The 21,793-nt window shown below is 62.2% G+C and carries 22 protein-coding genes; 13 read left to right on the forward strand and 9 right to left on the reverse strand.

The features are described from left to right. Positions 1-15: 15 nt before the first annotated feature. The 3 genes from KJQ96_RS00235 to KJQ96_RS00245 all read left to right on the forward strand — a co-directional run bounded on the left by KJQ96_RS00235 (position 16) and on the right by KJQ96_RS00245 (position 3,975). Positions 16-1,002 (forward strand): GGDEF domain-containing protein, encoded by a 987-nt coding sequence (locus KJQ96_RS00235; protein ID WP_213285099.1) that lies wholly within the window; start codon positions 16-18, stop codon positions 1,000-1,002. A 160-nt stretch (positions 1,003-1,162) separates the two neighbouring features. Beyond that, complete coding sequence (locus KJQ96_RS00240; protein WP_213284718.1) at positions 1,163-1,486, forward strand: copper-binding protein; 324 nt, start codon at positions 1,163-1,165, stop codon at positions 1,484-1,486. A gap of 1,094 nt (positions 1,487-2,580) precedes the next feature. Next, positions 2,581-3,975, forward strand: a complete 1,395-nt coding sequence (locus tag KJQ96_RS00245; RefSeq protein ID WP_213284719.1) for an FAD-binding oxidoreductase — start codon at positions 2,581-2,583, stop codon at positions 3,973-3,975. Positions 3,976-4,008: 33 nt separating this feature from the next. Here KJQ96_RS00245 and KJQ96_RS00250 read toward each other — a convergent pair whose 3' ends face one another. From KJQ96_RS00250 to KJQ96_RS00260, 3 genes are all read right to left on the reverse strand, one after another. After that, positions 4,009-4,359: a DUF1488 family protein gene (locus KJQ96_RS00250; protein ID WP_213284720.1), complete on the reverse strand. Its 351-nt coding sequence runs from the start codon at positions 4,357-4,359 to the stop codon at positions 4,009-4,011. Positions 4,360-4,468: 109 nt separating this feature from the next. Continuing rightward, positions 4,469-5,182, reverse strand: coding sequence for a hypothetical protein (locus KJQ96_RS00255; protein ID WP_213284721.1), 714 nt, complete (start codon positions 5,180-5,182; stop codon positions 4,469-4,471). Between the two features lie 229 nt (positions 5,183-5,411). Continuing rightward, the gene (locus KJQ96_RS00260; protein WP_213284722.1) at positions 5,412-9,170 is read right to left on the reverse strand and encodes a tetratricopeptide repeat protein; all 3,759 of its coding nucleotides are present in this window, start codon (positions 9,168-9,170) and stop codon (positions 5,412-5,414) included. Between the two features lie 398 nt (positions 9,171-9,568). Here KJQ96_RS00260 and KJQ96_RS00265 point away from each other — a divergent pair, with 398 nt between their 5' ends. Continuing rightward, on the forward strand, positions 9,569-9,790 hold the full coding sequence (locus KJQ96_RS00265; protein WP_028348639.1) for a hypothetical protein: 222 nt from the start codon (positions 9,569-9,571) through the stop codon (positions 9,788-9,790). A 5-nt stretch (positions 9,791-9,795) separates the two neighbouring features. Beyond that, positions 9,796-10,239 carry a hypothetical protein gene (locus tag KJQ96_RS00270; RefSeq protein WP_375293125.1) on the forward strand — a complete coding sequence of 148 codons (444 nt, stop codon included), beginning with the start codon at positions 9,796-9,798 and terminating at the stop codon, positions 10,237-10,239. A 39-nt stretch (positions 10,240-10,278) separates the two neighbouring features. Here the strand turns inward: KJQ96_RS00270 and KJQ96_RS00275 are convergent, their stop codons facing one another. The 4 genes from KJQ96_RS00275 to fliL are packed head-to-tail and all read right to left on the reverse strand — an operon-like array spanning position 10,279 to position 13,204. After that, positions 10,279-11,061, reverse strand: a complete 783-nt coding sequence (locus tag KJQ96_RS00275) for a MotE family protein (protein ID WP_213284723.1) — start codon at positions 11,059-11,061, stop codon at positions 10,279-10,281. Next, complete coding sequence (locus KJQ96_RS00280) at positions 11,058-11,495, reverse strand: DUF6468 domain-containing protein (RefSeq protein WP_213284724.1); 438 nt, start codon at positions 11,493-11,495, stop codon at positions 11,058-11,060. The genes KJQ96_RS00275 and KJQ96_RS00280 overlap by 4 nt, the downstream gene beginning before the upstream one ends. Next, positions 11,492-12,694 carry a flagellar motor switch protein FliM gene (fliM, locus tag KJQ96_RS00285; RefSeq protein WP_028348636.1) on the reverse strand — a complete coding sequence of 401 codons (1,203 nt, stop codon included), beginning with the start codon at positions 12,692-12,694 and terminating at the stop codon, positions 11,492-11,494. Before fliM ends, KJQ96_RS00280 begins: the two co-directional genes overlap by 4 nt. A gap of 18 nt (positions 12,695-12,712) precedes the next feature. Continuing rightward, positions 12,713-13,204, reverse strand: coding sequence for a flagellar basal body-associated protein FliL (gene fliL / locus KJQ96_RS00290; RefSeq protein WP_213284725.1), 492 nt, complete (start codon positions 13,202-13,204; stop codon positions 12,713-12,715). A 385-nt stretch (positions 13,205-13,589) separates the two neighbouring features. On the opposite strand from fliL, the gene flgF reads away from it, so the two are divergent. The 6 genes from flgF to KJQ96_RS00320 all read left to right on the forward strand — a co-directional run bounded on the left by flgF (position 13,590) and on the right by KJQ96_RS00320 (position 17,995). Further along, positions 13,590-14,354 carry a flagellar basal-body rod protein FlgF gene (flgF, locus tag KJQ96_RS00295; RefSeq protein WP_213284726.1) on the forward strand — a complete coding sequence of 255 codons (765 nt, stop codon included), beginning with the start codon at positions 13,590-13,592 and terminating at the stop codon, positions 14,352-14,354. Positions 14,355-14,372: 18 nt separating this feature from the next. Beyond that, on the forward strand, positions 14,373-15,161 hold the full coding sequence (gene flgG, locus KJQ96_RS00300) for a flagellar basal-body rod protein FlgG (protein WP_028348633.1): 789 nt from the start codon (positions 14,373-14,375) through the stop codon (positions 15,159-15,161). A gap of 10 nt (positions 15,162-15,171) precedes the next feature. Beyond that, positions 15,172-16,257: a flagellar basal body P-ring formation chaperone FlgA gene (gene flgA, locus KJQ96_RS00305; RefSeq protein ID WP_213284727.1), complete on the forward strand. Its 1,086-nt coding sequence runs from the start codon at positions 15,172-15,174 to the stop codon at positions 16,255-16,257. A 5-nt stretch (positions 16,258-16,262) separates the two neighbouring features. Next, positions 16,263-17,015: a flagellar basal body L-ring protein FlgH gene (gene flgH, locus KJQ96_RS00310; RefSeq protein WP_213284728.1), complete on the forward strand. Its 753-nt coding sequence runs from the start codon at positions 16,263-16,265 to the stop codon at positions 17,013-17,015. Positions 17,016-17,235: 220 nt separating this feature from the next. Next, positions 17,236-17,688, forward strand: a complete 453-nt coding sequence (locus KJQ96_RS00315) for a YidB family protein (RefSeq protein ID WP_213284729.1) — start codon at positions 17,236-17,238, stop codon at positions 17,686-17,688. A 43-nt stretch (positions 17,689-17,731) separates the two neighbouring features. Then, complete coding sequence (locus KJQ96_RS00320; RefSeq protein WP_213284730.1) at positions 17,732-17,995, forward strand: GlsB/YeaQ/YmgE family stress response membrane protein; 264 nt, start codon at positions 17,732-17,734, stop codon at positions 17,993-17,995. 172 nt (positions 17,996-18,167) lie between these two features. Here KJQ96_RS00320 and KJQ96_RS00325 read toward each other — a convergent pair whose 3' ends face one another. Then, complete coding sequence (locus tag KJQ96_RS00325; RefSeq protein ID WP_213284731.1) at positions 18,168-19,763, reverse strand: ATP-binding protein; 1,596 nt, start codon at positions 19,761-19,763, stop codon at positions 18,168-18,170. Between the two features lie 268 nt (positions 19,764-20,031). Between KJQ96_RS00325 and KJQ96_RS00330 the strand changes: the two genes are divergently transcribed. Beyond that, complete coding sequence (locus KJQ96_RS00330; RefSeq protein ID WP_213284732.1) at positions 20,032-20,391, forward strand: PRC-barrel domain-containing protein; 360 nt, start codon at positions 20,032-20,034, stop codon at positions 20,389-20,391. 402 nt (positions 20,392-20,793) lie between these two features. Here the strand turns inward: KJQ96_RS00330 and KJQ96_RS00335 are convergent, their stop codons facing one another. Continuing rightward, on the reverse strand, positions 20,794-20,934 hold the full coding sequence (locus tag KJQ96_RS00335; RefSeq protein WP_213284733.1) for a hypothetical protein: 141 nt from the start codon (positions 20,932-20,934) through the stop codon (positions 20,794-20,796). A 500-nt stretch (positions 20,935-21,434) separates the two neighbouring features. Here KJQ96_RS00335 and KJQ96_RS00340 point away from each other — a divergent pair, with 500 nt between their 5' ends. Further along, a complete protein-coding gene (locus tag KJQ96_RS00340; RefSeq protein WP_213284734.1) occupies positions 21,435-21,791 on the forward strand; it encodes a ClpXP protease specificity-enhancing factor SspB in 357 nt (118 codons plus the stop codon). Positions 21,792-21,793: the final 2 nt, after the last annotated feature.

Below are 21,793 nucleotides of genomic sequence, written 5' to 3' on the forward strand. Positions count from 1 at the left end.
CGGGCTATGCGGTTGATGTCGCAGCAGTCAGTCCCTCCCACCCCCACCAATTTCGCCGTCTGGTTCGAATACTCGCTCGGCAGTTCGCTGGCGCTGCGAAAGACCATCGACATTCTGATTGCGGGCAAGCGCAAATTCGACCCGGCAACCAACCACGGACTCTACATCACCTATGTGGCGCAGGCCGGCACCGATCCGTTTGGCGACCTTCCCGATCAATTGGGCGGGCTGATCGAGACCGCGCAACAATTCCTCAACACTGCCGTCACCGACAACCGCAGCCACATCGAGGCGCTCGGTGAAGTGTCTTCTGAGGCCGCTGCTACCGGCGATCCCCGGACGATCATTGCAAAACTGGTTGATGAATTGTCAAAGGCGACGGCCCGGGCCGCCAAGCTGGAGGCGAATTTCGCCGCCACGTCGGAGGAACTGGATAGCATCCGCGACTCGCTCAAAGCGGCCGAGCAACGCTCCAACACCGATGCGCTGACCGGGCTGGCCAACCGCCACTCGATGGATGAATTCCTTCGCCTCGCCCAGATCGCGGCAATGGAAAAGGACGAGCCGCTCAGCGTCTTCCTGATCGACATCGATCACTTCAAGAAATTCAACGACGATTATGGCCACCAGGTCGGCGATCAGGTGCTTCGGCTGGTCGCCAAGGTCTTGCAGGAAGGCGTTCGCGAAGTCGATCTCGCCGCCCGCTACGGCGGCGAGGAGTTGATCGCGGTGCTGCCGGGCGCCGATCTGCAGGCTTGCACGGCCGTTGCCGAACGCATTCGCCGGCGCATTGCCGAAGCGAAGCTGACACGCCGCGCGACGGGCAAGGAGATCGGCAGCATTACGGTATCAATAGGCGTGTCGCAATTCCGCCTCGCCGAATCCGCGGAAGCCATGATCGAGCGCTGCGACCGCGGGCTTTATCAAGCCAAGCGACTCGGCCGCAACCGCACGGTGACGGAAACCGAGCTCCAGCTCGAGCCCGAGGCCGGCGCGGCCTAAGGCTTTATCCGTTCTGATTAAGCAGAACCGCGCCTTCGTCCTGGGTCGTTTGCAGAGTTGCCTTAATTCGTATGGGAGAAAAAGTCGCTATCCCGCTCCGGCGCGGAACTATTGCCGCAATCCCGGCTTATCGTGGACGCCCTACAGCCGGGAGTATTCCATGAAGATCGCAGGGATGATTATGGCTGCCGCCGCGGCCCTCAGCATCGCCGGAACGTCGGCTCTTGCCCAGCAACCGCGTACGGGAATGGTAACGAGAATAGACCGGATCAGCGGCACCATCACAATCAGGGATATGCCTGAAGGCACCACCGGCGCGAATACCGGCGCTGCAGCCGAAGAATTCAAGATCCAGGATAGCGCGCGGCTGAACGCCCTGCACGCCGGCGACAGGGTCACCTTCGCCGTAAACGACACGCCGGGGACCAAGACCATCACCAAGATCGACAAGACGGACGCAGTTACGAAGATCGAGAAGAAATGAGGCGAAGCAGCATCCCACTTTGTGATGCATTGCTTCCATCAAAACAGCGAGGCCCGGAGTGCCCTAAGTAGAATGACGTTTCTTCGAAACGTCATTCTACTTAGGGAGTCCGGGCATCGTCACCAGAGCCGCCCCATCCGGAACAAGGAGCCGCTCGGCATAAAGCGCACCTGAGGGCAATCCGGCCGGTGTTGCCTTGATCTGCCGCAAATCACCCGCTAGCGTGCCGAGCGCCCGAGCGAAGCGCGAATTTCGGCGGCCGCCTCGTCGCAATACTCGTTCAACTTCTGGAATCGTTGCTGCAGCGCCAAGAGTTTGACGGCGCGTTTCGCCGGCCCTCCCCGATCAATATTAAATTTGTCGGCGGGCGATGGGCGGGACGCGGCGGCCTCTGCGGTTGCCAGCGCTGCTTGCGATATATCGCGACCGTTGGTGGAAGACATTTTGCACGCCTCACAAATGCGCAATCCGACCGGACTCGGTCCGGTGGACTTTCCGTGGAGTGACGCGCCAGCGTTGCGAGTTTGCACCTTGCAGTGTGTTGGTTGGATGCCCGGCCGGGATCGATTTGGTGGCAGAACACGGACACCGGCGGCGAATGAGTGGCATAACCTCGTAGTCTTACGGACTTTCTGTCCACGATTAGGATGCAATCGGCAACCAGCATTGCTGAATTGAGTCGTTTGTTGCTTCAGCGATAGTTCGATATGCCCGCCCAACCTTCAGAAACCGGTCTGCCGCCGCGCTGCGAGATCTGCGGCGGTGGTACGGTCCAGATCGGAAAGCTGCCCCGGATCGGACTGCGTCCTCTCGTTTACGTTTATAAGTGCGAGACCTGCAACCAGATCACTTCGATCGAGCCCGAGCGGCAGGACAGCCCCACCATCAGCCCTACCGTCACCCCGCCGATGCCGAAGCCGCGCAGCAAGAAGGCTCCGCACAGGGTCCCCCGGCGACAGCCACACTGACCGCCGGCTCCAGAGCGCGACTTTCCTAATTCCTGAAAATGCCGCGATTGCGGCTGGACCGGGTTCCATCCCAGGAACGCCGCATGTATAGCTTCGGCCAAACTCCACATGAAGAAGAGGCAGGGCATGTCCGAGGGCTTCATTGACAAACTGCACAACGCGCTCGGCAAGGGCGCGGTGCTATCAGGCGCTGACATCGACGCGCGGTATCACCACGACCTCGCCGGCAATCCGGTGCCCAAGCCGCGCGCAGTCGTCCGCCCGAAGACGACCGAGGACGTCTCCCTGCTGCTGCGGCTCTGTCACCGCGAAGGCGTGCCGGTTACGACGCAGGGCGGCATGACCGGGCTGGTGCGCGGCGCGCTGCCGAATGCGGACGAAATTGTGCTGTCGATGGAGCGCATGAACAGCGTCGAAGAGGTCGATGCCTCAGCCGGCGTCGCCATCGCGCAGGCCGGCACGCCACTGCAAAAACTGCAAGAGCGTGTCGAGCAGGACGGCCTGATGTTTCCGCTCGACCTCGGCGCGCGCGGCAGTTGCACCATCGGCGGCAACATCTCGACCAATGCCGGCGGCAACCGCGTCATCCGTTACGGCATGATGCGCGACCTGATTCTCGGCCTTGAGGTCGTCACCGCCGACGGCACCGTTCTGAAGGGCCTGCGCAAATACATCAAGAACAACACCGGCATCGACTTAAAGCAGCTTTTCATTGGCAGCGAAGGCATCCTCGGCGTCGTGACACGTGCTGCGCTGCGTGTCTTTCCCGCGCCCGCGGAGCGGCAGGTGGCGCTGTGCGCCCTGCCTTCGTTCGGCCAGGTCATGGCATTCCTGAAGCTGGCGCGAAAATCGCTCGGCGGCGATCTGAGCGCGTTCGAGGTGATGTGGAATGCCTACTACCGCCAGACGGTCGAGCGTGTGAAGGGCGTGGTTGGCCCGCTGCCGACCCACCATCCCTTCTATGTGCTGCTGGAGGCCTCAGGAAGCGACGCTGAACGCATTCGGGACGGCCTCGAGAAGGTGCTGGAGACGGCGATGGGAGATAATTTGATCCTCGACGCCACGCTTTCGACCTCGAACGCGTCCGTGGCTGCGATCTGGCGCATCCGCGATTCCAGCGTCGAACTCGGTCGCAGCTTTCCATTCACGGCACGGATGGGGTTCGATGTCAGTGTGGCCATCGACAGGATGGAGGAATATGCGGATACGCTGGATGCACGCGTCAAAGCGATCGATCCGCAAGCCTTCACCATCGTGATGGGACACGTCGGCGACGGCAATTTGCATCCCAGCGTGTATCACGAACATACGCCTGACAAGCACGATGAGTTCGAGAAGCTGGTCTACGACCTCACGGGTGAGTTCGGCGGCTCGATCTCGGCCGAACACGGCATCGGCATCCTCAGGCGACCCTATCTGAAAATGAGTCGCACCGAAGAGGAAATCGAAACCATGCGCACGCTCAAGCGCGCGCTCGACCCGAAGAACATCCTGAACCCGGGGCGAATTTTTACGGTGTGAAGGTGCTTGGCGATCGCATATCGAACGTCAGGTCTACGAACTGATGCCGAGGTGATCGTCGGCCGCAGAAGCAGGTGGCGGCCTGGCCGGCAAGTTGTCCGGAGCCGGCTGTATCGGGATATGCTTGGTGAATATCCGGATGACACGGCCTTTGATGGGCGGCAGCTTGTCGAAGAGATCGGACGCGATCTCCTCCACCGCGCCCCGCAAGGCTAGGAACTGCGCCTGCCTTGCGATGCTCTCGGTGCCCCTGACACCTCCGAGTTCATCCATCGCGGCATCGCTGATCTGGCATTCGACCGTCTCGCCGTCGTTCAGCATGGTGAACTTGAACGCAAGGCGTTCTCTGTCATGTCCAACAATTCTGTCCCGGGTCAACGGCATCGAACGATCAGCTTTGAACGGTAGGCGTGGCTAGAAGCGGGTGAGAAGGCGCCGGAGCTTCGTATTGCGCCAACACGTCAAAAATTGGCCGAACCTGCGGCCAAATCCACTACCTCGCTGCGTTATCGGGCTCATTGGAATAGGCGTGGTCGTCTGCGCGGTATGGCTGTTGGGACTCGCCCTCGTGCGCCGACCACCATTCGAGCTTGGTATGGCTGCGCACCAGCGCGATCGGGACTTTCCAACGTCGCGCCCAGCTCACAACCCGGCGGATCCGCCCCGAGCCCGTCGAGAAGCAGGTCGTGTCGAAAATCACGAGATCGAGGCGCGGCCTTGCACAATGCAGGGTCGCCTCGAATGCGGCAGCGGGCGTGCATGAATCGAACAGAAGAATTCGCGGTCGATCAGCACAAAATGCGACCTCGTCGGGCGAGCTTTCCAGCCGGACCAAGCGAAACTGACGTGCATGATTTTCGATGAGCTCCAGGGTCTCGCCATAGGCGCCAGGCAAAACCAGAATGTCCGCCTCAGATACCAAGCGTGCGAAGGCCAGCAGCAGTGCCGATATCGCCGCCATCCCCGAGGACGTATAGATGGTCTGGTTCGCCAATGTCGAATGGTCGAACTGGTAAAAGGATGGGCCGCGCACTTCGAGGTCTGCGCGCTGATAATCGTAGCTGAACGTGAACGGTCCGGCGCGCAGCCGGCCCGGATGTGCCCAGGCTGTTTCCGTGAACGCCCAATCGTGCAGCGCATGTTGGGCCTTCAGGGCCGCGGCGATGTGAAATTTTGTCCAATCACCTCGGCCACCGAGGTCGGACACCGCAGCGCCAAAGGAGTGTCGAGGAAACCGTTCAGCAACGTGATTTCCTCGTATTTCCTGTCGAGATAAGCCTCAACTGTTTCCATGGCTGGTTTCGACCGACCATGCCTTGCGATAACGTGCCGGGAGGGCATTGGGTCCACGCCACAGAAAATGCATCGGCGGTCGGGCGAGCAAGCCGTCTCCGACTTCAAACTGCGAGCAATTCACCGGGGGAACGAAGTCGGCGCTATCTTGCCGCGCCGATCCGCTTGATGCCGGCAATGGCCGGTAAGGCGCCGGTGTGAACCGGCTCGCCCCTGGAGATTTCCGGCGACAGCGGTGCGCGGGCGGTGGCATCCGGGAAGCGGATCCTCATTTCGCGGATGAAGCCGTCGAGCGTGTCGACGCTGGCGGCCATCTTGGCAATCAGAGCGAACTCGGCGCTGTTGGAAGCGGCCGGCTTGCTCGCGGTCTCGAACGCGAACCGATCGGCCTCGCCGATCATCAGGGGCGCGTATTTCTCGCGGAAACGGGCTAGGCCGATCGCATCCTCGGCCAGCGCATAGCCAACCACGGCACGGACTATGTCGCTCTTCTCGGCGGCATTCAGCGGTTTGAAGTCCCGCCAGCGGTCGGCGTAATACAATTCGATCTGTTCGGAAGCCTCCCGCCACTGCCGCGACGCCCAATAGATGTCGGAGCGCAGCCGGATCGCTTCGCGGCCGGTGAGGTTGGAGATGATATCGAGCCCGAGGTCATGGCGACCGACATCGCTCTGCGCCCGCGCCTCCAGTAGTAGCCGCTGCTGACGCAATTCGCCGGACAGATCGGAGATCCGAGTCAGGCGCAGTGCTGTGATCGCCCGGTCCGGCTTGCGGTTGGCAAGGTAGACCATGGCAAGCCGGGCCGCCACCTGCGCGCGCGCGGCGCCCTCCAGGCGTTTGTCGACCTGGTACTGCAACAGTTCGGCGGCCTGGTCGAGCAGGTCGACAGCGGCCAGCCGGTCCGCGAGGCGCCGGATCATTTCATCGCCGCGCCGGCCGATCGGCGTCAATTCGCGATACTCATAGAACATGGCGAGCGCATCGACCGGCTTCATGTCGTCGCCCTTCTGGCCGAGATAGAGGTCCGTGAACAGCGCGGACGCCGCATCCTGGCCCTGGCGCGACAGTTCGGAGTTGGGCTGCAGCTTCGTAGCGGTCTTGGCGGCGGAGAGCGCCTCGGCATAACGGCCGTTTTCGGCATAGAGCTGCGTCAGCTTGTTCAATGCCTTCAGCTCGATCGCGTCGCCGCGCCAGATCACTGACAAGGTCTCTAGTTCGCGTATCAACTCGGCTTGACCGAGTTCGCCGCGCCGGTGCCGCAGCAGGGCCTGCAGCAGACTCGCCTCTGCCGATGCCTCCCGGTCGCCGGACTGCGCCGCGAACCTGTAGGCGTCGAGCGCATCCTTGTCGTGCCCCAATGCCTCGGCAAGACGCCCGCGCAGCACGGCGATCTCGGGCTTCATCTCGTTGGGAATGCCGATCACTTCCAACTCGCTGCGCCGCCGCGAGGCCCCGCCATAATCCTTTACCTCGAGCGAGGCCCGCATCGCGTCGGTAATGATGATGCGCTGCAGTTCGAGCGGCAGCGCGGCGATCGAGAATTCGGCGTTCTTGAACTTTTCACGCGCGTCCACCCATTTTTCCTGGCGGGCGGAGGCGAACCCTTTCCACAATTGGGAATCGTGGCCGTTGCCGATCGCCGGATTGGCAAGGTCCTTCAGCGCGTGCTCGGGATGGCCAATCAAGATGCTGGCGACCGCATGCACCATCAGCACGGCGCCGTCTTCGTTCCCGGGGTTTGTTTCGGAGAGGATGAGGTTGGTCACCCCTCTCGCCTCCTGATACATGCCGCGCGACATGTAGAAGTTCGCTAGTTCGAGGCGAGCGTGTGTCTTTTGCTCAGGGCCTGCGGCGGCGGCCGCCTTGATCAGCGCATCCAGCCGGGCAAGAAATTTTTCTTCCCGGTTCTTGCGCCATTCATCGGCGTCGAACAGCGGCCTGACCGCCGCGGTGGCACGTTCAGCCGCGACGTCGGCGGATGACAGCGTCAATCCGCCGGGCCGGCCGAGCATCACCTTGTCGGCGCCGACTTCGGCGTTGATGTCATCGGAATTCGGATGAACGACCACGCCGTGCACCGATTCCAATAGCGACAGCTCGACGAAATCCTGCCGCTTGATAAGGCCGCGGGTCGGTGGCGGCGCGGTCACCACCCACAGCGTATCGCCTGCGTCGGGATCGACCAGCCGGTGCATCGCGCCGGGATTGGCCAGCGGCACAGTGACATTGGCAAGCGCGGGATCGGTAATATTCCGCAGCACCATGAGCGGCAGCGGCGGTGTCTGGCCGCGGTCGGCGAAGGTCAGCGTCCACTCGGCGCCGTTGGCGCGGCCTTCGCTTTCGAGCGAAGGGATCTGCGGCCGATTGAGGCGGATGCGGACGGCCTGGCCCTTTTCGAGCGGCAACCGGCTGACATCGCCGATGATGGCGCCGCCCTTGCTGCGGATCGGCTCGATATCGACCGGCTTGGTCTGGTCGAATACCAGCCATACCGTGTCGGCACGGCGAAACAGCGCAGCCGGGGTCGGCGCGGCAAAGGAGAACGTCACGCGCAGGCCGTCACTGTCACGCCTTGCCTCGACGGCGGGGGTCTTGTCCTTGGCACCACTTTCCGGCGGCTCCACGGAAGACTGAGCCTGCTTGGATGCCACGGACCTTGGCGCTTCCGCCGCGGCGGCCTGCACCGGTTCGGCGGGCTGCACCGCTTTCGCGACTGCCGCCGGAGACGACGTCTTTTCCGGTGCAGCGGCCATCTTCTCGGTCGGAGGGATAGCGTTGCCATTGGCCGGCGGCGCCTTTTCGAGGCCAGGCATTGCGACCTCCGCAGCGGCCGGTGCTTCGTTCGCCTGCGCGGGCTTGATTTCGATCCTGGCCTGTTCGGCAATCATCTCCGACGTGACGGGCGGAATCTCGGCCGGCTGCTGTAGTGGCGGCGATTCCTTCAGCGCCTTATCGCGCGCGATCCGCGAGGCGGGTCCTGGCTTGGCCGGCACGACCGGTTTGGCCGCGGCCTGCGGCTCGGCCAGCGCGGGCTTTTCCGGCTGCTGGAAGGCGACGTCGATCACATAGTTCTTTTCCTCGCGGAAGGAATACACGTCGACCTCGCCGATCAGCAGAACGTCGACGGCGGAAGAATCGACGTCGGCGCGCTGGTTGATCGAGGCGATGTTGGGCGGCGCCGCCACCTTCGCGTCCGCCAGGTCGAAATTGAGCACGCTGTTGAACTGCAGCGTCAGCTTCTGATCGTTCAGCACCGACGAGACGTTGACGCCGTCGGGCATCTCGAACACGAAGCGGACGAAAGTCGGCTGCACCGAGGCACGGACACGCACCGGCGGCCTCTTTTTCGCGGACGCCACCGCAAGCTGCGCGCGGAGCGCGCGCTCGGCGGCCCGTGCCCGCTCCGCCAGTTCGCGAACGACCGCGGCAGGAAGCGGGGGCGGCGGCCCGGTCCAGCTATCGGGCAGGAAGTCGACGAAGATCCGCTCCCCCGCCGTCATGGTGTTGACGGTTGCCCGCCGCGCCAGCGACAGCCGGATCGCGGTGCCGTCGGGATCGCGCCGCGCCGAGCCGACATAATCGGGGACGGCGTCCGACAGTTTGTCGACGGGAATATCCACCGGGCGCTTGAAGCGGATGATAATGATCGAACCCGCGGTCGAAACGTCGGATTCGACGTCCTCGGCCAGTTTCAATACCAGCCGCGCGAAGCCGCCTCCGGACGTGAACGTGGCCTCCCCTCGGACCGGATCGTCAGCACGGCAGGGCTGCGAAAGCGTCAGGCCGGCGAATAACAAAGCAACAGCAAGGGGCTGGCCAAGATAGTTGTGAAGGCAATGCCGCGCCGCCTGCGCCAATGCGCGGCCCGGCGACCCAGTTTCAGCGGCAGCCCTTCGCCCCATCCAGAAGATCTCGTGCCTCGATGAATTCTTCGGCGAAGCGCTCTCGCCCGCACGTTTGAATCTTGGATTGGCCGGCTTAAGGCTTTGTTAACGTCAACCAATTGATTTCATTGATGGGACGATGGGCTGCGGCCTCGAGCAATTACACATCGAAATGGGTCGGTATCCGGACCTTTCTCGGGATCACCGCTCAAACGTCGCGAGCCTCGGGGCCGCAGCGATCATCATCACGCCCGTGCCATGATTGATCTGCATTATTTATCTCACGCAGCGTTGGAACTAACATCGGCGGTTCCGTCTTAGGGAAGCAATGGACCCGGGAAGCGGGGCCGGCAGTCGATCAACCAACGCTCCCGGGTCGCTAACCTGCCTCAGGCAGCCAATTCGGAGTGCGTGAAATGGCAACCCAGATCGTGATGGATCGTACTGGCGACACCCGGCATACTTTCGACGTCCATGACCGCGCGGAGGTCGAAAAGGCCGAGCGGCGCTTTATGGAATTGACCGGCGCAGGATTTACCGCAGCGGTCCGAACGGGACCCGGCGAGCAACGGGTTATCCGCTCCTTCGATCCGACCGCGGAAGAAACGCTGTTTTATCCGCGTCTCGTTGGCGGCTGACGGCAGTGACCCAGCAGATCGTCCTTGCGATATGCTCGTTCGTCCTGGCTTTACTCGGTACGGTGCTGCTGTCGGCGCTTTCGCTGGCAGTGGCGCGGTCCGGCTCCTGCAGTAAATCGTTTCGCTTCGAGACTGAGGCGCGAGCCCTTACGCTCTTGAAGGATTGGCTGTCGCCGAAGCAGCGTGCCTCTTACGAGCGATTCCGATATTTCGACGTCGTCGGCAGCCACACCGGGACGCGCTATCGGATCCATCATGGGACGCAGACGAACATCGAGGAAATCAGCGGCACCGGCCAACATGTCTGCAAATGGTGCTTTGTTCCGGATGGCGACCTCGTCGCCGGCGATGTCATGCTGGCGCAGAAAATCGCCCTTGAAACCAACGAGCGCGGCGCGCTCGCCGTAGCCCACCGCTCGTTTGTCTCGTCAGGGCCGCGCAGGTTCTGACCGGACGCGTCAATACCGTGGCCGGCGGCGCGTCCTGCGTCAATTCGGCTTTGGCTGCAGGACCTTGCCTTCGATTTTCGGCAACTCGGCCACGGGAGCGGATTTGTCAGCGCCGGCGCGGCGGGCCAGTTCGACCGTCAGCCGTTCGGCCGCTTCCGGTTGCATCAGGCCCAGAATGTCCGACATCTTCCGCGGCGCAATCTGGGAGGCGATTTCGTAGAGCACGGACATTTCCAGCCGGTCGAACACCTTGGCGGCGTCCTTCGGCTTCATGCCCTCGTACATCGTGATGATGCCCTTGAAGCGGGCAGCGTCCTGTTCGGCCTTTTGCCCGCTCGCTGTCGAGATCCGCGCCTCGGTAGCCTTGATTTCCTCGACGCGGCCTTCGATGCGCTTCTCGGCTGATTTCAGAAGGCTTTCGCGAATTTCGATTTCACGCGCGCGCTGCTCCAGTTCCTGGCGCCGCGCCTGCAGCCGTTCCAGGATGGCACGCTCCGACGGCGACACCGATTGCGGGTTCTGGTCGGGAAACACCACGACGCCGTCGTGCTTCGGTGCCTCCGTAGCCGGCGCCGCCGGCTTCGGCGCCTCCTCCTTTTTCTCCTCCTTCTTGACCGAACCGGTGATGTCGGCGGGGTCCGGCCCGCGGGCGCCGGGATAGCCCAGATTGTCCTGCGCCCAGGAGCGCTTGGCCGGCTGGCTGACCTGATAATCGAACACGTATCCGCCATCGATCACGAGGCCGGCGACCTTCAGCACTGCAAGGCCGAAGATCGCGACCAGCACGACCGGAATAACACGGATATCGCGAAACGATTTCATGCGGCGAGGCCACTGGCCTTTCGGCGTTCGGAGAATGCTTCAGCCGCCGCGGCCACCGCCTTGGCTGTTGAGACCCTGGGTGCTGCGGGTTCGGCTTCTTGCGGCGGCCGCGCCGCGATCGCGATCTTGGACAGCCGTCGAATGACGCCGTCGCCTTCGGCGAGCATGCCCTTCAGGTGCCCCGCCATCTGGGTCGCGGCGGCGAGTTGGCTGCCGAGATTCTCGTTGACGTCGCGCACGGTGTGCTTGAGGCCGCCGATCGCCCGCTCGGCGATTTCGGTTGCCGTGATCAGTTCCGCAATGGTGGCTTTCAGCGAATGCTCGTCCGCCTTCAGCCGCTTCAGCCGCTTGTTGAGCAGCATGCAGTAACCGATCGTGAGCAGTAGCAAAACCGCCACCAGGCTCTCGATCACAATGCCGAGGAAATGACTCATTGTGCCTCCATCAACTTGGTTTGCTCGTCGGCCTTCTCGAACATCGCGAATGTAGTATTAGGTTTGCGCAATTGCTTGGTGACGCGGATGGCGACGCGGTCGCCGACCCGGCCCATCCGCCCTTCGGTCAGGGTGACGTTGCCGCAGCGGACCGACACCAGCGCATCGGGCCGCATCTCCAGTGGCAGCGTGTCGCCGACCTTCAGCTTCATCAAATGCTTGAGCGGAATGTCGGCTTCATACAGCACGGCATCGACCGATATCTCCGCCTGCGCCACTTCGGTGGCGAAGTGCCCTTCCCAGATCGGATCGCGGCCGAATTTTTCGCCCATGAACATCTGCAGCAGAACCGGGCGGATCGGCTCGATGGTCGCATAGGGCAGCAGCAGTTCGATGTTGCCGCCGCGGTCTTCCATGTCGATGCGCAGCCGCACCAGGATCGCGGCGTTGGCGGGCCTCGAGATCGCGGCGAAGCGCGGGTTGGTTTCCAGCCGATCGATCGAGAACGTCACCGGCGACAGCGGCCGGAACGCCTGCTCGGCGTCTGAAAGCACCACCTCGACCAGCCGCTTGACGAGGTTGGTTTCGATCGTGGTGTAGGGCCGGCCCTCGATGCGCAGCGAGGTCTGGCCGCGGCGGCCGCCGAGCAGCACGTCGATAATCGAATAGATCAGGCTGGAATCGACCGTCGCAAGGCCGAAATTCTCCCACTCCTCGGCCTTGAACACGCTGAGCACGGCCGGCAAGGGAATTGAGTTCATGTAGTCGCCGAAGCGGACCGAGGTGATGCGGTCGAGCGAGACTTCGACGTTGTCAGAGGTGAAATTGCGCAAGCTCGTGGTCATCAGTCGCACCAGGCGATCGAACACGATTTCGAGCATCGGCAGACGCTCGTAGGACACCATCGCGGAATCGATGATGGCGCGAATGCCGGAATGGTCGTCGAGATTGACATCGCCGACGGTGAAGCCGAGCAGATTGTCGATTTCTTCCTGCGACAGAACCCGCTCGCCGGAATTCTTGTTGCCGAACTCGCGGCCGCCATCCTCGACCATGGCCGCCCATTGGAGCGCCATGCTCTCGGAGAGTTCATTGGCGGCAGCCTCTTCCGCGGCCGCCGCGGGATCTTCGGAATCCAGCGAGGCTTCCCATTGCGCGGCAATGGCGTCCTGGTCCATCTGGTCTTGGTTGCCGGCCATGATGCTAGATCCGCCCCATCACTGCACGACGATTTCCTTGAACAGCACGGCGCTTACCTGCTGCGGCGCCACCGCGTTGTTGACGCGCTTGGTAAGTTCTTCCTTGAGACGAAACAGGCCCGCCGAACCGTTGATGTCGGAGGGACGCAATTCGCGCAGGTAGGTCTGGAACAGATCCGTGACGCGCGGCAGGTTCGGCTTGATCGCCTCGACCTGCTTCTCTTCCTTGATCTCGAGAACGACCTTGACGCGGAGATATTGCACCCGCTCGCCTGGGGCGCCGACCAGGTTGACCATCATATCGGGCACTTCGATGAAGGACGGCGGCTTCAGCGGCGGCGCTTCGGCGTGCTTCTCCTCGCCGTGGCCGCGCGTCAGGAAGAACCAGCCGGCGCCGGCGCCAAGGATGGCGACGAATCCGGCGACCGCAATGATCAGCTTGAGCCTGCCCTTTTTCGACGATGCGGCTTCTGCGCCGTCTGCGCCTTCCGCCTGCTCGTTGTCAGCCATTGCCCCGCCCGCTTCCCTCTGGGAACGAACGCGGTTGCCACCAGCCTGGGTAACGATGCCCACAACGCGAAACAAAAGCCGCCAGCGCACACGCGCCCTCTACACGTGCAACGCTAGGGTAATAATGGTTAACGGAACCTTTCCATTCGCACCCAACTGGGAAAAATCTGCCGGGCAAACATGGTCAACAAGATCTTTCTGCCGCCCTCTCCGCCCGCAGAAGAATGCCTAACCCCTTAAAAAATCAGCACTTCCGTACTTGGCACGGCTTTCGCTGAGTAAGCGGCGTGGACCCGCCGGCTTGGGAGAGCCCAAAGGTTTACGACGGATCCGGATTACGGGCTTGGGAGAGCCTGCTTCGGATCGATCAAGGGGAGAACCACCGATGGAGAATATGCTTCTCGTCGGACTTTCGCGGAAGATGACGTTGGAACGGCAGTTGGATGTCGTTGCCAACAACGTCGCGAACATCAACACGACGGGCTTCAAGGCCGACCGGTCGCTGTTCGAGGAATATCTGCGCTCGCCGGCGCATGAAGACAATTTCATGCGCGCCGACCGCCGCGTCTCCTTCGTGCATGACCGCGCCACCTTCCACGACTTCTCGGCCGGTCCCTCCGAGCAGACCAAGAACCCGCTCGACGTCGCAATCGACGGCAACGCCTTTCTGGTGGTGCAGACGGCCGCCGGGGAGCGCTACACCCGCGATGGCGGCCTGCAGATCAACAATCAGGGCCAACTCGTAACCGCAAGCGGCGATCCGGTGCTGGGGACCTCCGGCCCGATCGTGTTCCAGCCGACCGACAGGGCGATCAACATCGCCGCAGACGGCAATATCACGGTTCTCGAAGGCACCGGCAGCACCGACTCGATCCGTGGCAAGCTGCGGCTGGTCTCCTTTGCCGACCCGCAGAAGCTCGTCAAGGAAGGCGGCAACCTTTACTCGGCGGGCCAGGGCGTCGCCGCCCAGCCCGACACCACTTCGCGGGTACGCCAGGGCTTCATCGAAAAGTCGAACGTCAATTCGGTCCACGAAATGAGCCGCATGATCGAGATCCAGCGCACCTACACGCAGATCTCGGCGATGCTGCAGCAGCAGCACGACCTACACCGAACCGCAGTCGAGAAACTCGCCGACGTTCCGGCATAACGCTTAAGGCATAGATCGATGCGCGCACTTTACACAGCAGCGACCGGCATGGCGGCACAGGAACTCAACGTTCAGGTGATCTCCAACAACATCGCCAATATGCGCACCACCGGCTACAAGAAGCAGCGCGCGGCGTTCCAGGACCTGATCTATGACCATGTGCGCCGCGTCGGCGCGCAGGCTTCCGACCAGGGCACCATCCTGCCGGTCGGCGTCGACATCGGCGGCGGCGTCAAGACCGTCGGCACGCCGCGGCTGATGGGCCAGGGCACACTGTCGCCGACCGGCAACGACCTCGACGTCGCGATCCGCGGCGAAGGTTTCTTCAAGATCCAGGTGCCCGACGGCACCTATGCCTATACCCGCGACGGCTCGTTCATGATGGACGCGCAAGGCCGCGTCGTCACCGCCCAGGGCAACCCGGTGCAGCCGACGATCACGATCCCGCAGAATTCCTCGCAGATCACCATCAACGCGCAGGGCCAGCTCACGGTCATGCTGCCGGGCTCGACCACGCCGACACTCGTCGGCCAGATCGGTCTGACGCGCTTCATCAACAAGGCCGGCCTCAATCCGATCGGCGACAATCTGTTCACGGACACCCCGGCCTCCGGCACGCCGCAGGACGGCGTCGCCAACACCGACGGGTTTGGCGACATGCAGCAGGGCAACCTCGAACAAGCCAATGTCGAGGTGGTGACCGAAATCTCCGACCTAATCGCCGCCCAGCGCGCCTATGAGATGAACGCCAAGGTCGTCAGCGCGGCCGACCAGATGCTGCAATCCACCTCCAACATGTTCCGCTAAAGGAATGGTCATGATCGCCCGCGCCCTCCTCCTGGCTGCCGCCCTGATCGCCACATCGACTACGGCCGCCGTCGCGCAGACCCGGGAAAGCTTCGCGAACCGCAACGTGATCGCCGCGCCCGTGCTGCGTGCCAACGTGCAGGTATCGGGCGACCTCGTGCGGATCGGCGACGTGATCGACAACGCCGGCAGCGCCGCGCAGATCGCGATCTATCGCGCCCCGGATCTCGGCACCACCGGCTCGCTGCCGGTAGCGCAGGTGCTCAACACCCTCCGTGCCCATCACGTGATCGGCGTCGACACCCGCGACCTCAGGGAAATTTCGGTCACGCGTCTGGCTCGCACGCTCGAAGGCAAGGACATCGAGCTGCAGGTTGCGCGCGCGCTGGAGCGCCGCAATGGTCTCGGCGACGCCGCCAATCTGTCGATGACTTTCGACCGCGATCCCGGCGACGTCAGGCTGGATGCCGGCTTCAGTGGCAGCCTGCAGGCGACCATCGTGCGCTACGACAACCGCAACGGCCGCTTCGATGTCACCTTTGAGATCGCCAACGAGAACAGCGCCGCTGCTGCCAAGCTGCGCTTTATCGGCACGGCGATCGAGACCGTCGAGGCCGCGGTGCTGGCGCGCAACGTCGAGCGCAATGAGATCTTGAAATCGTCCGACGTGGTGATCGAGCGCCGCCCGAAAGCGGAAGTCGGCCCTGATGCCGCCGCGCGCGATCGCGCCGTGGGCATGCAGGCCCGCCGCCAGCTCCGCGCCGGCCAGGCCATCAGGACGGCAGATCTCGCCAAGCCCGATCTGGTACAGCGCGACCAGAACGTGATGTTGATCTACGAGACGCCCGGAATCTACCTCACCATGCGCGGCAAGGCGCTGGACAGCGGTACCGAAGGCGACGTCGTCACCGTCATGAACCTGCAGTCGAAGCGCACGGTGTCCGGCACCGTGACTGGCCGTGGGCAGGTCTCGATCTCACCGCCGGCGTCTCGCCTGCCGCAGGCCAGCGATGCCACCTCCTCGCTCGGCAAAGCACAACCCGCACCCGTCGCCGTAGCTACCGTCAGTTCGCCAGTCGCTCCAAAAGCCGAGTAATGTAAATGTCAGTCACCCGTCTCAACCGCCTCGCTCTCTCCGCCGCCATGCTGTCGCTGGCCGCCTTGGCGAGCGGTTGCTCCTCGATCGACCGTCTGTCGCAGATCGGCGAAAAACCGAAGCTGACGGAGATCGAAAACCCGACTACGCAGCCCGGCTACAAGCCGGTGCAGATGCCGATGCCGAAGCCGGAGCAGGCTTCCTATAACGCCAACTCGCTGTGGCGGAACGGCTCTCGCGCCTTCTTCAAGGATCAGCGCGCGGCACGCATCGGCGACCTCCTGACGGTGACCGTCAACATCACCGACAAGGCCAACCTGTCCAACGAAACCCAGCGCAGCCGCTCCGCCAAGGAAGACTCGGGGATCACCGATTTCATTGGGTCAAGCACGATCACGCAGGCGAACAAGATCCTGCCCGGCAAGATCTTGACCACGGACTCGACATCGTCGAGCGACGGCAAGGGCTCGGTCAACCGCCAGGAAGCGTTGCAGACCAACGTCGCGGCCGTGGTCACGCAGGTGCTGCCGAACGGCAATCTCGTGGTCGAAGGCAAGCAGGAGATCCGCGTCAACTTCGAAATTCGCGAACTGATCGTCGCCGGCATCGTCCGCCCTGAGGACATCCAGAGCGACAACACCATCGATTCCACCAAGATCGCGCAGGCCCGCATCGCCTATGGCGGCCGCGGCCAGATCACCGACGTGCAGCAGCCCCGTTACGGGCAACAGGTGATGGACGTGCTGCTGCCGTTCTAGTTTCTCCCGAGCTCCCACACTCCATCGCGAACCTAGGCGCGATGAAGTGTATCAACGCGGCCTCCGTCAGCTCCCCTGCCGGAGGCCGTGGTCGTTTTGTGATCCAAGGAGCCTTAGAGCTTGCTCCAGCGCAAGCCGCCTGCCCCTCGTCGTCTTCGCGTTGGAACCGAACCTACCCGCCGGCGTTCCTGACAGCAACCAATCTGCACGGAGGCTAATCATGGGCCGCGGAATGCCATCGATGACTGCTCTGCTCGGGCTGCTCGCCATTGCGGGATATCAGAATCGCGACAAATTGGCAGAACTTCTCAAGGGCGTTGGGGGCCAGCCGAACACAGGCGGGGGACAGCAGCCGCTGGGCGGTTTGCTGGGCAATTTGAGCGGAATGTTGGGCGGCGCCGGGGTTGGCGGCCTGCTCAACGGCGGGATCGGCGAGTTGCTCGAAAGGTTCAATCAAAACGGCCAGGGCGACAAGGCCGAATCCTGGATCAACCAAGGCCCGAACAAGGATGTCTCGCCGCCGGAATTGAAGCAAGCGATCGGGTCCGACGTTCTGGCACAACTCGAACAGCAGACCGGACTTTCGCAGGAAGAGATCCTGGCGAGATTGTCTCGCGAGCTTCCGGCAGCCGTCGACAAGTACACACCGGACGGCCGTTTGCCCGCAGCATAAGTTAATGGACGTGACGTTGGAGCAAACAATAGGGAGCATCGAGATGGGCATACTTTGGACGATCATCATTGGCTTCATTGCTGGCGTGATTGCGAAATTCATTATGCCCGGAGACAATGAGCCCTCGGGCTTCATTCTCACCACCATACTGGGCATCGTCGGCGCCTTCGTGGCGACCTACCTCGGCCAGGCGCTCGGATGGTATCGGCCCGGAGAAGGCGCGGGCCTGATCGGCGCGGTGGTCGGCGCCATCATTGTGCTCTTCGTCTACGGCCTCTTCGCCGGCCGGCAACGGCGATCGATTTAAGAACTGGACCTGATCGTTTCATCGTCGGGCTTGGGTGTGGATCAGCGGAGCGGTCCGTCGTCCCCTAGCGAACTCAGGCACGAGACGATGATCAACGCGGTCTCCGTGAGTTCCTTTGGGCGGAGACCACGCGTAGGTCGAAGTCAAGGAAACGCCTGCTCATCAGAAGAACTCACGATGCCAGCGCGGTTAAAAGCATCCGCGCGAGATCAGCGCTGAGGTAAGGCTTCGGCAGCAGCAGCACGCCAGCATCGAGACGACCGTGATGTACAAGGGCATTCTCCGCATAGCCAGAGGTATAAAGAACTTTGAGCCCTGGGCGCCTCTTGATCCCCTCGGTCGCGAGCTGGCGGCCATTCATTCCCCCGGGGAGCATTACGTCAGTGAACAGCAGGTCAATGCGTTCGGGTCCATCGATGATGGCCAGCGCCTCGGCAGCATTGCCGGCGGCGAGCGTGCGGAACCCGAAACGTGTGATCTGCGCCACGACGTATTCGCGAACCAGCGGGTCGTCCTCGACAATCAGGATAGACTCATCGCTGTGTTCGCCTGCATACCCGCCTGTCTCGCCGGCGGGCGTCTCCGGGCCACCACCCGTGGCCTGCGGCAGGTATAGCTTCACGGTCGTGCCGTGGCCCTGTTCGCTGTAGACCTTGATATGTCCATTCGACTGTTTAACGAAGCCATAGACCATGCTGAGGCCGAGCCCCGATCCCTTCCCGGCCTCCTTGGTGGTAAAGAATGGTTCAAACACCTTTTCGAGCAGGCTGCTGGGGATTCCGTCCCCTGTGTCACTCACTGCGATCATGACGTAGTTGCCCGGTCTAACCTCGCTGTTCAGGCGAGCGTAGTTCTCATCAAGCACCACATTCTTGGTTTCTAACGTCAGCTTCCCGCCGTTAGGCATGGCGTCACGCGCATTTAGGGCGAGGTTCAGGATCGCGGTCGAGAGCTGACTGGGATCAATCAGGGCCGGCGCGGAATCGTGCGCCAGCATCGATTCAATTTCGATGTGTTCACCAAGGGTCGGTCGTAGCAGACTCGCCGTATCGATCACCAACGCGTTGACATCGGTATTGCGCGGCTGCAGCGGCTGTCGACGGGAGAAGGCCAACAGATGCTTCGTCAGCTCAGCTCCCCTTGCTGCGGCTCCGCTAATCAGATTGGTGATCTGAGTGAGATGTGGACGATCCTTGACCGCATCGCTGAGGATTTCGATGGTCCCGGTGATCACAGTCAGAATGTTGTTGAAGTCGTGCGCGACGCCACCGGTGAGCTGGCCGATGGCTTCCATCCTCTGCGCTTGCCGGAGCTTGGATTCGGTGGCCTCTTTCTCCTCAAAACGCCTGACCATGGCCTCAGCTTCGCGGCGTTGCCTGACTTCCTCCTCAAGTGCCGCATAGGCACCCGCAAGCTGGATGCGCGTGGGCAGCACCAGGATCCGCGGCAGCAGCAGTAGCAGTGCTGCCGCGATCGCGACCGAGATCAGCGCCAGGAAAGCTTTGGTCAGGGCCTCGATTTCATAAGCTGGCACCCACATGGTGTAGATCGACAGCAGGCGGGTCACTCCGCAGACCGCGACGAAGATCGCGAATGTCAAGAATACGCCCCGGAACATAAGCTCACGGTAGCGCCGCCACACGAAGAACGCGAGGACGAACGCCGTAGCAAAGAAGGCACCGGCGAGCATCGCGTCGGAAATGACATTCAGCCAGATCAGTTCCGGCTTCCACAGTAAGCACGCGCCGTGCGCGGTGAGCGTCGACATGTGGATAGCTCCAACAAGCGGCTGCAAGCATGCAACCGCAATCCTCCGATCCGTCCGTCGGAGCGACAGAAATTATTCAGGTTTTTCGCCACCCGCACAAGCGCAGCGCTGACCTCGGCGAATGTTGCTGCGCGCGCCAGAGCATCAAACCCGCATGTTGCATTCCCGGGAACAACCAATCGATGCGTCGATGGGTAGCCGCCACATTCCGGAACGTCTCCCCCCGCCCCTCGTTTTTCGTTCATCCAACTAGCAGGAGGAGAATCCCATGGCACTGGAGGCAAACGAAACCGGCAACCTGATCGGCAGCGACAAGGTCGAGGGAACTGCCGTCTATGGCGCCGATCGCAATAAGATCGGCTCGATCGAGCGCGTCATGATCGACAAGAAGAGCGGCAGAGTGTCCTACGCCGTGCTCTCCTTCGGCGGCTTTCTCGGCATCGGCGACGACCACTATCCGCTACCCTGGCAATCGCTGAAATACGATACCTCGCTCGGTGGCTACGTCACCGGCGTGACGGAAGCACAGCTCAAGAGCGCACCGCATTACGGCAACGACAACGCCTGGAACTGGAGCGATCCGACCCGGACCCGCGCCGTCAACGACTACTACGGCGTCGCGATCTGATCGTGGTTGCTCATTGGGGTCCGCCTCAGTAGCGGGCTTTTCTTTGCCTGACAGCCGCGAACGCAGGGCCTGCGTTCGCCTGTCAGCAGAGAACCATTCCTGCTGCCTTGCGTTGTGATCTGCGAAAGGCAGAGCAATGGGAAAATTCTTCTTGATCATTATCGCTGTCAGCGTCGCCGTTTTGCTGGCGATGAGCGCGTACGTCATCAGCCTGTGACAGCGAAACGGCTTACCAAACAGTTCGATCAAACAGCGCCGGGCGTGGAGTCGGCCACCGGTCGGCCAAAAAGCAGGCCCCGGCGCCTCTCGGGGGAAGATTGCGCCAGAGCCTGAAGGATTGCCGCGTGTTCAAAAACACGATTGCATAATTTTCCCGGCCAGGAATCGTTCCCCGCCAGAACGTTACTTCTTCATGGTTCCCGCGGAGAAAGTAGCATCGCCCTTCTTGTCCACCGCGCCTGCAGTCCGCGCGCCCTGCGTGCCGGCATTCTTGGATGAGGGCCTGGAGTTGCTGGTCGTGGTGCCCGTTGCGGCGTTCTTCATGGTGGCTACCGCCGGTAGCATCACCTCGGGTGCGCAAGTTTGTCGCAGGGCGGCATCAACTGAGCGAGCAATCGCGCGGGCGAACGGCGAAGGCGCTCCGAGCCCGGCAAAGTTTCTAGTTAACCATTAATTCGCCGGCGACGATGGCAAGATGGATTCATGATGAACTCATGGCCGGGGAAAGCACGATACAAGCCGTTAAACTCATTGCGCAGGGTACCGCCGGTGGATCGCCACACCTGCGATGATTACCGTATGCTTACTACCAATACACACGGACGGCGGGTGCTGCGGGCATCTGGCGCTCCCACTCCCTCTTTCTTTTTTGAGGGAACCCGTTAGCATGACCCGGCAAGCCGCGGGGACGCGAGCAACACCCAGTCATCATTCGCCCGAGAAGCAGGCGATCGAGTATTCCAGAGACCGCAGTGATGGGAACGACAGGTCGCGGCGTACTAGCTACCCCGCAAGTGCGGGGTGTGACCATTGCTTGTGGGGCCATGCTTCTCTTCCTCGTGATCCTGATTCCGGCCTCGCCTGCATCCGCCGAGCCGTGCAGCAAGCCGGCAGCGCGCTCCAAGATTGCCGAGACGCTCCGTCTCGCCTCGGAGCAGCGGCCTGTCAATCTCACGTTTCGCACCGGCGCCGACGGCGTGAAACTATCGATCGGCCTCAAGACGAAATACCCCGACGATATGACCATCATCCTGCAGAGTGACTTCGAGCAGTTGAACGTAAGGGATGACCGCTTCGATGTCCTGCTGCGATTGAGGGGGGCTCGGGAACGGGTCACCGTCCCCTTCCATGCAATCAAATCATTCTGGGATAAGTCCGAGTTGAAGTGCTCTGACGGCTGATG

This window comes from Bradyrhizobium sp. sGM-13, assembly GCF_018398875.1.
Taxonomy (GTDB): domain Bacteria; phylum Pseudomonadota; class Alphaproteobacteria; order Rhizobiales; family Xanthobacteraceae; genus Bradyrhizobium.